The sequence below is a fragment of the Georgenia halophila genome (assembly GCF_039541595.1).
The window spans coordinates 317,201-329,211 of the sequence record NZ_BAABGN010000002.1 but is presented as its reverse complement, the minus strand read 5'-3'; the positions used below and the strand labels follow the sequence as shown (position 1 = coordinate 329,211).

Below are 12,011 nucleotides of genomic sequence, written 5' to 3'. Positions count from 1 at the left end.
TCGCCGTCCCGCCGCGCCCCGCGGTGCGGCCTCAGCCGGTCTGCATCATCTGCTGCATCTCGTCCATCCGTTCCTGGAGCGAGTTCTCGAACTCGGCGAGGCAGCCGTCCTGCGCCTGCTGCGTGATCGCCGAGTCCATGCACTCGGAGTACGCGCTGTACTCGCGCCACAGCACGATCTGCCCGGACATCGTCAGCGCCATGAACGCCGCCACCACGAGCCCGACGGCGAGCACCGCCGGCGTGGCCCCCCGCACCTTGGCGGAACGCACCCGCACGAGGGCGACGATGCCCAGGACGAGCGACCCGACCGCCACGACGGCCGTCACGATCGGGACGGGCCACGGCGGCGCCATGAGCGAGAGGGCGACCGTGATCAGCAGCGCGAGACCGAAGACCCGGACCAGGCGCATCGCCCTCTTCTGGGTCTCCTCGTCGGGTTCCTCGTGCTGGTCTCGGGGCGAGCCGTACGGTCTGCCGGGTGGTGAGGGTGGCGGAGACTGCTGGTCGGGCATGAACCCATCATGTCCCACGAGCCGACTACTCTCGCCCAGGTGATCGACTCCCACTCCGTCACGACGCGCCGTCCGGCCAGGATCGTCGTGCTCGTCTCCGGCGGAGGTTCCAACCTCGCCGCCCTGCTCGAGGCCACCGGTGACGCGGAGTACGGCGCCCAGGTGGTCGCCGTCGGCGCGGACCGAGAAGGTGCTGGCGGGATCGACCTGGCTCGCCGGGCCGGTTTGCCGACCTTCGTCGAGCGGGTCCGCGACCACGACGACCGGGCCGCGTGGGATGTTGCGCTGACCGAGCAGGTTGCCGCGCACGACCCCGACCTCGTCGTCTCGGCCGGGTTCCTCAAGCTCAGCGGACCGCTCTTCCTCGAACGCTTCGAGGACCGCTACCTCAACACGCACAACTCGCTGCTGCCCGCGTTCCCGGGCATGCACGGGCCGCGGGACGCGCTGTCCTACGGCGTCAAGATCACGGGCGCCACGCTCTTCTTCGTCGACGCCGGGGTCGACACCGGCGCCATCGTCGCCCAGGTCGCCGTCCCGGTTCTCGACGACGACGACGTGGAGAGCCTCACCGAACGCATCAAGGCCGCCGAGCGCGGACAGCTCGTCGAGCTGGTGGGGCGGCTGGCCCGGGAGGGCTGGCAGATCGAGGGGCGCAGGGTCCGCATCGGGGCCTGACCCGGTCGACCGCGCCGCTTCACCCGCCCGCCTAGTTCGCTAGAGTGGGTCCCGGCCGTGACTGGCGAGAAGGTGGAGCACACCACCGGGGAGCGGCCGGAACCACCCTGCAGCGCACCGCACGCCTGGGTGCCGGGATCGGGTGCCCGTCCGGGTGCCTGAGCCCCGTCGTCGACACATCCAGGAGCGTCAGTTGACCAGCCAGCCCGCCGGTACCGCCTCGAACCGCGTGCCCGTCCGTCGCGCCCTCGTCTCCGTCTACGACAAGTGCGGGCTGGAGGACCTGGTCCGCGGGCTGCACGAGGCCGGTGTCGAGCTCGTCTCCACCGGCGGCTCCGCCCGGCTCATCACCGAGGTCGGCGTCCCGGTCACCAAGGTCGAGGACCTCACCGGGTTCCCCGAGTGCCTGGACGGGCGGGTCAAGACGCTGCACCCGCGGGTCCACGCCGGCATCCTCGCCGACCGGCGCCTCGAGACCCACGTCAACCAGCTCGCCGACCTCGGCATCGAGCCGTTCGACCTGGTCGTCTCGAACCTCTACCCGTTCACCGAGACCGTGGACTCCGACGCCACCCCGGACGAGTGCGTCGAGCAGATCGACATCGGCGGCCCGTCCATGGTGCGCGCGGCGGCGAAGAACCACCCCTCGGTCGCGATCGTCACCTCACCCGCTCGGTACGCCGACGCCCTCGACGCCGTGGCCGCGGGCGGATTCACCCTCGATCAGCGCAAGCAGCTCGCCGCCGAGGCGTTCGCCCACACCGCGGCCTACGACGTCGCGGTCGCCAACTGGTTCGCCGGGTCCTACGTCGGTGCCGAGGACGGTTGGCCCGACTTCGTCGGCGAGACCTGGGACAAGGGCGAGGCGCTGCGCTACGGCGAGAACCCGCACCAGGCAGCAGCGCTCTACCGCGACACCGCCGGACCCGCCGGCCTCGCCGGCGCCGAGCAGCTCCACGGCAAGGCGATGTCTTACAACAACTACGTCGACACCGATGCCGCACGCCGCGCTGCGTACACCTTCGACGAGCCCGCCGCGGCCGTCATCAAGCACGCCAACCCGTGCGGCATCGCCGTCGGGGCCGACATCGCGGAGGCTCATCGCAAGGCGCACGCCTGCGACCCGGTCTCCGCGTTCGGCGGGGTCATCGCGACGAACCGGCCCGTCACGGTGGAGATGGCGAACCAGGTCGCCGGCGTCTTCACCGAGGTCGTCGTCGCACCCGACTACGAGGACGGCGCGCTGGAGGTCCTCCAGGCGAAGAAGAACATCCGCGTCCTGCGCTGCCCGGCGCCGACGGGGGAGCGGCCCGCGGAGATCCGCCAGATCAGCGGCGGGATCCTCGTGCAGATGCGCGACCACGTCGACGCCGACGGCGACGACCCCTCCACCTGGACGCTCGCTGCAGGCGAGGCCGCCTCTCCCGAGCTGCTCGCCGACCTGGCGTTCGCCTGGAAGGCGTGCCGGTCGGCCAAGTCCAACGCGATCCTCGTCGCCCACGACGGCGCGAGCGTCGGCATCGGCATGGGCCAGGTCAACCGCGTCGACTCCTGCCGCCTCGCCGTCGAACGCGCCAACACCCTCGGCGTGGAGGTCGCCTCAGACGTCGACGGCGCCGGTGGAGCCGAGAACGTCGGTGGGGCCGCTCCGCGGCGCACGCACGGTGCCGTGGCCGCCTCCGACGCGTTCTTCCCGTTCCCCGACGGGCTCCAGGTGCTCCTCGACGCCGGCGTCACCGCCGTCGTCCAGCCGGGTGGGTCGATGCGGGACGACGCCGTGGTGGAGGCCGCGCAGGCCGCCGGGGTCACCATGTACCTCACCGGCACGCGGCACTTCTTCCACTGAGCCGCGGGAACCTGCGTCTCTTCCACTGAGCCGCGGGAACCTGCGTCACGGAACGACCACGGGCGGCGTGGCGGCACGCGTAGCGTCGTGACCGGTCCTGTGGTCGAGGTTGGGAGCCCGGTGTGCATCCTGCGAGCAAGAAGTGCGTCGTCGCCGCGGTGATCCTCGCCGTCGTCGGGTTCACGCTGAGCATCGCGTGGCGGGTCTTCCTCGAACGAGGCATGCCGGCCCTCTGGGGCGAGGTCGGCGGCTACGACAGTCCGAGCGAGGGCTTCTACATGACGATGGCGTGGCTCTCGCCCATGATGGCCTCCGTCGAGCGGGTGCTCCTCACCGTCGCCGGTGCGCTGGTCGGTGCGGCGGTCGTCATCCAGGTGCTCGCACCGCGGATGGAGTCGATCGCCGAGGCGGCCGAGGAGTCCGGCGGGACGGCCGAGGAGCTCGCCGAGGAGGTTCCCGGTGAATTCTCCGGGGAGTTCCGCGAGGCGGCGGACGAGCCGGAGCGCCCGAAGACGACCTACGACCCGCGCAGCTACCGGCGTCCTTGACCGAGTGTCGTAGCCGAACGGACCGTTCGGGGACTGGTGTGTCGGATGTGACTGGGGTGGTACCGCTCGTGCCGGCCCGGAGCCGATTGGTCCGTTCGGCTACGCGCGATCGCGCCAGGCGAGCGCCTTCTTGAGCGGAACGGCCGGGTCGGCGGCCTTCTCGACGTCCAGCGCCGGCCTGGCCCCTCCGACGAGGAGGCGGCGCAACGGCCCGACGTCGCGCGGCCGGTCGGCGGTGAACCCGGCCACCAGGCGCACGGTCGAGCCGGGGCGGTCCTCGACGAAGAGGGCCGTCCACGCCGGACCCGTCGGATCGCCGCGGTAGACGACCCGTGCGCCATCACCGGACCGGCCCACCAGGGTCAGGTGGCGGCCGAACTGGGTCGAGAACACGTACGGCGCCGGCGTCGGCGGCTGCTCGCCGCCGAGCAGACCGGCGACGACGGCGGCGGGCTGGGTCAGCGCGGCGTCCCAGTGCCCGCCGGGCACGGTGCCCAGCCCGGCCACCGTCATGTCCGTGCAGTCGCCGACGGCGCGGACGGACGGTGGCGCGCCGGTCACCCGGCCTGCGGCGTCGACGGGGATCGCGCCGCCCGGCGTGAGCGGGACCGAACCCTCGAGCCATGCGGTCGCCGGCCGCACGCCCGTCGCGGCGAGGACGACGTCGGCCGGCAGCACCTCGCCGCCGGCCAGCTCCACCTCGCCCGGGCGGACGTCGTGGACGGGCGTCGAGCAGCGCAGGTCCACACCTGCCTCCGCGTACCACGGCACCAGGTGCCGCCCGACGGCGGTGCCGACCTGCCGCGCCAACGGCGCCGGCGCCGCCTCCACGACGGTGACGTCGCAGCCCTGGGCCGCGGCGAGTCCGGAGACCTCGGCACCGATCCACCCGGCCCCGACGACGACGAGGCGGCGCCCCGGCCGCAGCAGCCCACGCAGCCGGTCGGCATCGTCGGCCCGGTGCAGCGTGACCGCGCCACGCCAGGAGGACGGGGCGACGGCGTGCGCGCCGACGGCGAGGACGACGACGTCCGCCCGGTACGTCGCGGCCCCAGCCCCGGCTCCCGTCCCGGTCTCGACCGCCTCGACGTCGACCTCGGCCCAGCTCTCGCCGGCACGCATGGCGACGGCCCGGTGGCCGAGCACGACGCGGTCGGCCAGCTCGGTCAAGTCACCGAGCCCGTCGTCGGAGAGCCACCGGGGCTCGGTGCGGGCGAAGAGCTCCTTCGACAGCGGGGGCCGGTCGTACGGCGGCACCGTCTCGGTGCCGACAACCGTGACCTCGCCGGAGAATCCCCGTGCACGGAGCTCGGCGACGGTGCGCAGGCCGGCCAGTCCGGCGCCGAGCACGAGGACCGACCGGGGGACGGGGTGTTCGGGCACCCGTCCACGGTAGCCTCGCAGGCGTGACCAGCACGCGCACCCTCCGCATGACGGCCCTCACCGCCGTCCTGGGCACACTCGTCGCCGTGTGTCTGCTCACCGTCCTGGTCCGGGTGTCCGTCGCGATCGTCGTCCTCGCCGCGGCACTCGCCGCCGCCGGCCTCGTCCGCGCCGTCTCGCCGACTGCCGTCATCCCCGGGGCTCGCTCGCGGGCCTTCGACGTCGCCTTCCTGCTGGTGCTCGCCGCCGCGCTCGGGTACCTCAGCCTCTGGGGGAACGCCACCGTCGTGGGCGGCTGAGGCCCAGTCACCGGAGCCGACGGAACGGCCGGTACCTGGAACCGATATCTTGATGTCGAACAAGCTGCCACCACCGGATGGGATCCGTCTCTTGGCCACGATCATCTATACCCACACAGACGAAGCGCCCATGCTGGCGACCTACTCGTTCCTGCCGATCATCCAGGCCTACGCCTCGACCGCAGGGGTGGAGCTGGAGACGCGCGACATCTCCCTTGCCGGGCGCATCATCGCGCACTTCCCGGAGCACCTCACCGAGGATCAGCGCCTCCCCGACGACCTGAACGAGCTCGGCGAGCTCGCGAAGACGCCGGAGGCCAACATCATCAAGCTGCCCAACATCAGCGCCTCCGTCCCGCAGCTCAAGGCCGCCGTCGCCGAGCTCCAGGCGCAGGGCTACGCCCTCCCGGACTACCCGGACGAGCCCGCCACCGCCGAGGAGAAGGAGATCCGCGCCCGTTACGACAGGGTCAAGGGCAGCGCCGTGAACCCGGTCCTGCGCGAGGGCAACTCCGACCGGCGGGCCCCCGCCTCGGTCAAGGCCTACGCCCGGCAGAACCCGCACTCGATGGGCACGTGGAGCCCCGAGTCGAAGACCGACGTCGCCACCATGGGAGCCGACGACTTCCGGGACAACGAGCAGTCCGTCGTCGTCGCGGCGGACGACACCCTCACCATCCGGCACGTCGCGGAGGACGGCACCACCACCGTGCTCAAAGAGTCACTGCCGGTCCTCGCCGGTGAGGTCGTGGACGGCACCGTGATGCGCGCCGCCGCGCTGGACCGCTTCGTCGCCGAGCAGATCGCGCGGGCGAAGTCCGAGGGCGTCCTGTTCTCCCTGCACCTGAAGGCCACGATGATGAAGGTCTCGGACCCGATCATCTTCGGCCGCGTGGTCCGGGCCTTCCTCCCGGAGGTCTTCGCCACCTACGGCGAGCAGCTCGCCGCGGCGGGCCTCGACCCGAACAACGGGCTCGCCGGCATCCTGTCGGGCCTCGACGCCCTCGAGCCCGAGGTGCGCGACGGCGTCAGGGCCGCGATCGACCGGGGGCTCGCCGAGGGACCGGAGCTCGCGATGGTCGACTCCGACAAGGGCATCAGCAACCTCCACGTGCCCTCCGACGTCATCGTCGACGCCTCCATGCCGGCGATGATCCGCAGCTCCGGCAGGATGTGGGCCCCGGACGGCGAGCAGGCCGACACCCTCGCCGTCATCCCGGACTCGAGCTACGCCGGCGTCTACCAGACCGTCATCGACGACTGCCGCGCGAACGGCGCGTACGACCCCACCACCATGGGCTCGGTGCCCAACGTCGGCCTGATGGCGCAGAAAGCCGAGGAGTACGGCAGCCACGACAAGACCTTCGAGATCGCCGAGACCGGCACCGTCCAGGTGGTCGACGCCGCCGGGAACGTGCTCCTCGAGCACCGCGTGGAGCCCGGCGACCTCTGGCGCGGCTGCCAGACCAAGGACGTACCGATCCGGGACTGGGTCAAGCTCGCCGTCACGCGCGCCCGCGAGACCGGCTCGCCCGCCGTGTTCTGGCTCGACGCGGAGCGTGCCCACGACGCCAAGCTCATCGAGAAGGTCAAGGAGTACCTGCCCGGGCACGACACCTCGGGGCTGCAGATCGAGATCATGTCCCCGGTCGAGGCGACCAGGTTCTCGCTGGAGCGCATCCGCCGCGGCGAGGACACCATCTCCGTCACGGGCAACGTGCTGCGCGACTACCTCACCGACCTCTTCCCGATCCTCGAGGTCGGCACCTCCGCGAAGATGCTCTCGATCGTGCCGCTGATCAACGGCGGCGGCCTGTTCGAGACGGGCGCCGGCGGCTCCGCACCGAAGCACGTGCAGCAGCTGATCGAGGAGAACCACCTGCGGTGGGACAGCCTCGGTGAGTTCCTCGCCCTGACGGCCTCGTTCGAGCACCTGGCGACCTCGACGGGAAACGCGCGCGCCAAGGTGCTCGCAGACACCCTGGACAAGGCGACGGCGACCCTGCTGCTGGAGGGGCGGTCACCCAGCCGCAAGGTCGGCGAGCTCGACAACCGGGGCAGCCACTACTACCTCGCTCGCTACTGGGCGCAGGAGCTGGCGGCGCAGACGGACGACGCCGAGCTGGCGGCCGACTTCGCGGAGGTCGCGCGCACGCTGGTCGAGGGCGAGGAGACGATCAACGCCGAGCTGCTGGGTGTGCAGGGCTCGCCGGTCGACATCGGCGGTTACTACCAGCCCGACGACGAGAAGGCCTCCGCGGTCATGCGACCCTCCGCCACGCTCAACGCGGCGCTCGCCCAGCTCGGCTGAGGAGCCCGTGACCGATGCTGATGACGAGATACCTCTCACCCCACGAAGGAGTGCCTCGATGACCACGAACGTGACCGTGACCGGTGCGGCCGGCCAGATCGGCTACGCCCTGCTGTTCCGGATCGCTTCCGGCCAGCTGCTCGGGCCGGACACGCCCGTGCGGCTCCGGCTGCTGGAGATCCCGCAGGGCGTCAAGGCCGCCGAGGGCACCGCCATGGAGCTCGAGGACTGCGCCTTCCCGCTGCTCGAGGGCATCGACATCTTCGACAACCCCGAGCAGGGGTTCGAGGGTGCCAACGTCGCGCTGCTCGTCGGGGCCCGGCCCCGGGCGAAGGGCATGGAGCGGGGCGACCTGCTCGAGGCCAACGGCGGCATCTTCGGGCCGCAGGGTGAGGCCATCAACGCCCGTGCCGCGGACGACGTCCGGGTGCTCGCGGTGGGCAACCCGGCCAACACCAACGCCCTCATCGCCCAGCAGCACGCCCCCGACGTCCCGGCCGAGCGGTTCACGGCCATGACGCGGCTGGACCACAACCGGGCTCTCAGCCAGCTGGCCGGCAAGACCGGTGCGCCGGTGTCGGAGATCAAGAACCTCACGATCTGGGGCAATCACTCCGCGACCCAGTACCCGGACATCTTCCACGCCACCGTCTCCGGGGAGCCGGCCGCGGGGCTGGTCGACCAGAACTGGCTCGAGGACGACTTCATCCCGACGGTGGCCAAGCGGGGCGCCGCCATCATCGACGCCCGCGGGGCCTCGTCGGCCGCCTCGGCCGCGAACGCCGCCATCGACCACGTCCACGACTGGGTCAACGGCACGTCGGAGGACTCCTGGACGTCCGCGGCCATCGTCTCGGACGGCTCCTACGGCGTCCCGGAGGGTCTGATCTCCTCCTTCCCGGTCTGCTCGAAGGGTGGGTCCTGGGAGATCGTCCAGGGCCTGGAGATCGACGAGTTCTCCCGCGGCAAGATCGACACGTCCGTGCACGAGCTCGTCGAGGAGCGGGACGCCGTCAAGGGCCTCGGCCTGATCTGAGGCGCGAGGGTGGCGCCGGCGGGCATTCGTTGCCGGCGCCGCTCCTGCATCCGCATGACGAGCGAGTGAGTTGCCGGATCCGACCGGAGCCGCTCGTGTCATGCAGCGCATTGCACCAGTACGAAGCGAGGGACCACCTCGCGATGGTCGGTCGGCGCCCGACAGCCCAAGCTTTCGGCGGACCCCGATGGGGTGCCTCGGGTAGCGTACGTACGTGGGTGCGACGAGCATCGACCTCGAACCGCTGGCGGCTGGTCGTGCGGCGCTCGCGCGCGCCGACTGGGCGGAGGCGCGGGCTCGGTTCGAGGAGGCTGTCGCCGCCGGTCAGGCGCCCGAGGCCTGGGAAGGTCTGGGGCGCGCGGCCTGGTGGCAGGGCGATCAAGAGGCGACGTTCTCGGCTCGTCGGCGCGCCTATCGCGCGTACCGCGGCGTCGAGGACGTGCGCGGCGCGGCACGGATGGCGATGTGGATCGCCTCCGACCACCTCGACTTCCGCGGGGACGATGCGGTCGCGTCCGCGTGGGTGCGCCGCGGACGGGCGCTGGTCGACGACGTCGGCCCCTGCTCCGAGACGGGCTACCTCCTCCTGATCGAGGCCGACCTCGCCCTCGCGCGGTCCGATCCTCGAACCGCCGAGCGCCGGTCCCGCGAGGCACTGCAGGTCGCGCACGAGATCGGCGACATCGGCGTCGAGGTCGTCGCCCTCGCGACCCTCGGCTGGGCGTTGGTGGCGTCCGGCACGAGCGAGAACGGGTTCGAGCGCCTCGACGAGTCCGCGGCACTGGCAGTGGGGGAGGAGTTCCTCGAGACGGCGTCCCCGGGCTGGGCGCTGTGCCACACGGTGTCGGCATGCGCCGAGGCCGGCGACTTCAGGCGGGCGGAACAGTGGTGTCGGGTGCTGCACGCATGGTCGACGACGTGGCGGTCCCGCCACTTCTTCGGCGTCTGCCGTACGGCGTACGGCGACGTGCTGGCGACGGGCGGTCAGTGGCTCCCGGCCGAGCAGGAGCTCCGCACCGCCATGGCCGACGTTCGGGCGATGCGTCCCGCGCTCGCCGCGCCGACGGCCGTCCGCCTCGGTCGGCTCCGGGTGCGTCAGGGCGACGTCGACGAGGCACGTGTCTTGTTCGAGGCGGCGCTGCCGCTGCCGCAGGCGATCCTCGCGCTCGGGGAGCTGGAACTCGCTCGTGGCGACGCCATGGCGGCCCTGGAGGCCGCCGATCGCGTTCTGCGACGCCTGGGTGCAGCGAGCGTGCTGGATCGCTTCCCAGCGCTGGAGCTGCTCGCGCGCGCCCGCGCGGCAGCGGGAGACCACGAGGCCGCGAACGCGGCGGCGGAACGCCTCGAGCGCGATGCGGAGCTGGTGTCCACGCCGTACATGCGCGGGCGTAGCCGCATGGTTCGCGCGCAGGTCTCCTTGGCAGCCACCGAGCATGATGACGCGCGCCGGGCGGCAGAGGACGCCATAGATCTCTTCGGTGAGTGCGCGGCGCCGTACGAGACGGCCGAGGCACGGCTGGTGCTGGCCTCCACATTCGCGAACCTGGGCCGGCACGAGCAGGCGGACGGACAGGAGCGTGCGGCCCGGGAGGCGTTCGCTCTCCTGGGAGCAAGCCCGAACGCCGGCCGCCGCGCCGCTCACGACGAGCTGAGCCTCCGGGAGGTCGAGATCTTGCGCCTCGTCGCGCACGGCCGCAGCGACGCCCAGATCGCCGAACGGCTGTTCCTCAGCACCCACACGGTGCATCGGCACATCGCGAACATTCGTACCAAGCTGGGCGTGTCCTCACGTGCGGCGGCGGTCGGTCAGGCCGCACGGCACGGCCTGCTATGACCGGCGCTGGCCGGATTCGGCCATCGCGTCGGATGGCCCGTTCCGGGGAAGTTGCGCGGGGCGGCTGCGCCGGAGACTGAGCTCATGACCGAGATCACGGCCACGGCCGCCAGCGTCGACGAGCTCCGCTTCCGCCTCCAGGGCGGCCTGCACGGCCCGGGCGACGACTACTACGAGGACAGCTGCACGCTGTTCAACACGATGATCGAGCGCAGGCCCCGCGTGGTCGCCGAGTGCGTGACCGTTGACGATGTCGTGGCGGTCCTGGCCTTCGCCGGCGAGCACGGGTTGCCGATCGCCGTCCGTGCCGGCGGACATTCGGTAGCGGGCCGCTCGCTGTGCGACGACGGCGTCGTGGTCGACGTTCGGCGCATCGCCGACGTCGACATCGATGTCGGGCGACGTCTCGCACGCGTCGGCGGCGGCGCGATCAGCTCCGACGTCGATCGTGCGGCGCAGGTCCACGGGCTCGCAACGACGGGCGGGCGGGTGTCGACGACCGGAACGGCAGGGCTGACGCTCGGCGGTGGCTCGGGGTGGCTGGAGCGCAAGTACGGCCTCGCGTGCGACAACCTCGTCGGCGCCGAGATGGTCACCTGGGACGGCCGGATCGTCCGGGCGTCGGAGGACGAGAACCGGGACCTGCTCTGGGCGCTCCGGGGCGGCGGCGGTGGCTTCGGCGTCGTGACCACGCTCGAGCTGGCGCTGCATCCCGTCGGCCCGGAGGTCTTCGCCGGGGAGACGCTGTTCCCGGCCTCCCGGGCCGGCGAGGTTCTCCGTGCGTTCCGGGACGTCATGAACAAGGCTCCAGACGAGCTGTCGCTCGCGTACGCCCTGGCAACCGCCCCCGACGACGATACGGTTCCGGCCAACCTGCGAGGCTCGGCCGTCGTCGACGTCCTCGGGATGTGGGCGGGGAGCATGGCCGACGGGGAGCAGGCGCTCGCGCCGATCCGGGCGCTCCATCCGGACGCGGACTCCTTCGGTCCGACGGCGTACGCCGACTTCCAGTGCTCGGTGGATGACCCGCCGGGGTACCGCAACTACTGGACGGCGGAGAACGTCGTCGACCTCCCGGACGAGGCGATCGACGAGTTGGTGCACCGGGCGACGGACCTGCCCGCGGGACCGTCGCAGCTGTTCATCGTCGCCTGGGGCGGAGCCGTACCCCGCTTCGGCCACGAGCATTCACCGCTGGCCGGCCGCGAGTCGCGCTTCGTCGTCCACCCGCTCATGATGTGGCAGGACCCGGCCGACGACGAGAGCAACCGCGCGATCGCACGAGCGCTACGCCAGGCTGTACAGCCCTGGTCGACGGGCGCGGCCTACCCGAACTTCCTCGGCGAAGAAGGGCACACACGCATGAGATCGGCCTACGGGACGAGCGCCCCGCGCCTCGCCGCGGTGAAACGCCGCTGGGATCCGCACGACGTCTTCCGGACACACCAGGCGATCTCCGCGAGCGGGTCGCTCTGACTTGCTGCGGAAGTTCAACCAAGGCACGTAGGCCCGCTCTGCGAGGGCCAAGTCGGGGCCGGCTGTGTCGGTGTCGAACCCAAGGC

General features: G+C 71.9%; 10 protein-coding genes and 1 riboswitch. Of the genes, 8 read left to right on the top strand and 2 right to left on the bottom strand.

Going from position 1 to position 12,011, the window contains the following annotated elements; translation table 11 throughout:
* Positions 1 to 31 precede the first annotated feature (31 nt).
* Entirely contained in the window at positions 32 to 514 is a 483-nt protein-coding gene (locus ABD907_RS02960; protein WP_345214994.1) for a hypothetical protein, read from the bottom strand.
* Positions 515 to 556: 42 nt separating this feature from the next.
* Here ABD907_RS02960 and purN point away from each other — a divergent pair, with 42 nt between their 5' ends.
* The 3 genes from purN to ABD907_RS02945 all read left to right on the top strand — a co-directional run bounded on the left by purN (position 557) and on the right by ABD907_RS02945 (position 3,586).
* Positions 557 to 1,192, top strand: coding sequence for a phosphoribosylglycinamide formyltransferase (purN, locus tag ABD907_RS02955; RefSeq protein WP_486334053.1), 636 nt, complete (start codon positions 557 to 559; stop codon positions 1,190 to 1,192).
* A gap of 47 nt (positions 1,193 to 1,239) precedes the next feature.
* A riboswitch (ZMP/ZTP riboswitch) is annotated at positions 1,240 to 1,330 on the top strand.
* A gap of 55 nt (positions 1,331 to 1,385) precedes the next feature.
* Positions 1,386 to 3,038 (top strand): bifunctional phosphoribosylaminoimidazolecarboxamide formyltransferase/IMP cyclohydrolase, encoded by a 1,653-nt coding sequence (purH, locus tag ABD907_RS02950; RefSeq protein WP_345214992.1) that lies wholly within the window; start codon positions 1,386 to 1,388, stop codon positions 3,036 to 3,038.
* A gap of 122 nt (positions 3,039 to 3,160) precedes the next feature.
* The gene (locus tag ABD907_RS02945) at positions 3,161 to 3,586 is read left to right on the top strand and encodes a hypothetical protein (protein WP_345214991.1); all 426 of its coding nucleotides are present in this window, start codon (positions 3,161 to 3,163) and stop codon (positions 3,584 to 3,586) included.
* A 99-nt stretch (positions 3,587 to 3,685) separates the two neighbouring features.
* On the opposite strand, the gene ABD907_RS02940 is transcribed toward ABD907_RS02945, so the two are convergent.
* Positions 3,686 to 4,969, bottom strand: a complete 1,284-nt coding sequence (locus ABD907_RS02940) for an NAD(P)/FAD-dependent oxidoreductase (protein ID WP_345214990.1) — start codon at positions 4,967 to 4,969, stop codon at positions 3,686 to 3,688.
* Between the two features lie 23 nt (positions 4,970 to 4,992).
* On the opposite strand from ABD907_RS02940, the gene ABD907_RS02935 reads away from it, so the two are divergent.
* From ABD907_RS02935 to ABD907_RS02915, 5 genes are all read left to right on the top strand, one after another.
* Positions 4,993 to 5,268 carry a DUF3017 domain-containing protein gene (locus tag ABD907_RS02935; RefSeq protein ID WP_345214989.1) on the top strand — a complete coding sequence of 92 codons (276 nt, stop codon included), beginning with the start codon at positions 4,993 to 4,995 and terminating at the stop codon, positions 5,266 to 5,268.
* 91 nt (positions 5,269 to 5,359) lie between these two features.
* Positions 5,360 to 7,579: an NADP-dependent isocitrate dehydrogenase gene (locus ABD907_RS02930; protein WP_345214988.1), complete on the top strand. Its 2,220-nt coding sequence runs from the start codon at positions 5,360 to 5,362 to the stop codon at positions 7,577 to 7,579.
* Positions 7,580 to 7,637: 58 nt separating this feature from the next.
* Positions 7,638 to 8,615, top strand: coding sequence for a malate dehydrogenase (locus ABD907_RS02925; RefSeq protein ID WP_345214987.1), 978 nt, complete (start codon positions 7,638 to 7,640; stop codon positions 8,613 to 8,615).
* A 214-nt stretch (positions 8,616 to 8,829) separates the two neighbouring features.
* Positions 8,830 to 10,449: a LuxR C-terminal-related transcriptional regulator gene (locus ABD907_RS02920; RefSeq protein WP_345214986.1), complete on the top strand. Its 1,620-nt coding sequence runs from the start codon at positions 8,830 to 8,832 to the stop codon at positions 10,447 to 10,449.
* 84 nt (positions 10,450 to 10,533) lie between these two features.
* Positions 10,534 to 11,925 carry an FAD-binding oxidoreductase gene (locus tag ABD907_RS02915; RefSeq protein ID WP_345214985.1) on the top strand — a complete coding sequence of 464 codons (1,392 nt, stop codon included), beginning with the start codon at positions 10,534 to 10,536 and terminating at the stop codon, positions 11,923 to 11,925.
* Positions 11,926 to 12,011: the final 86 nt, after the last annotated feature.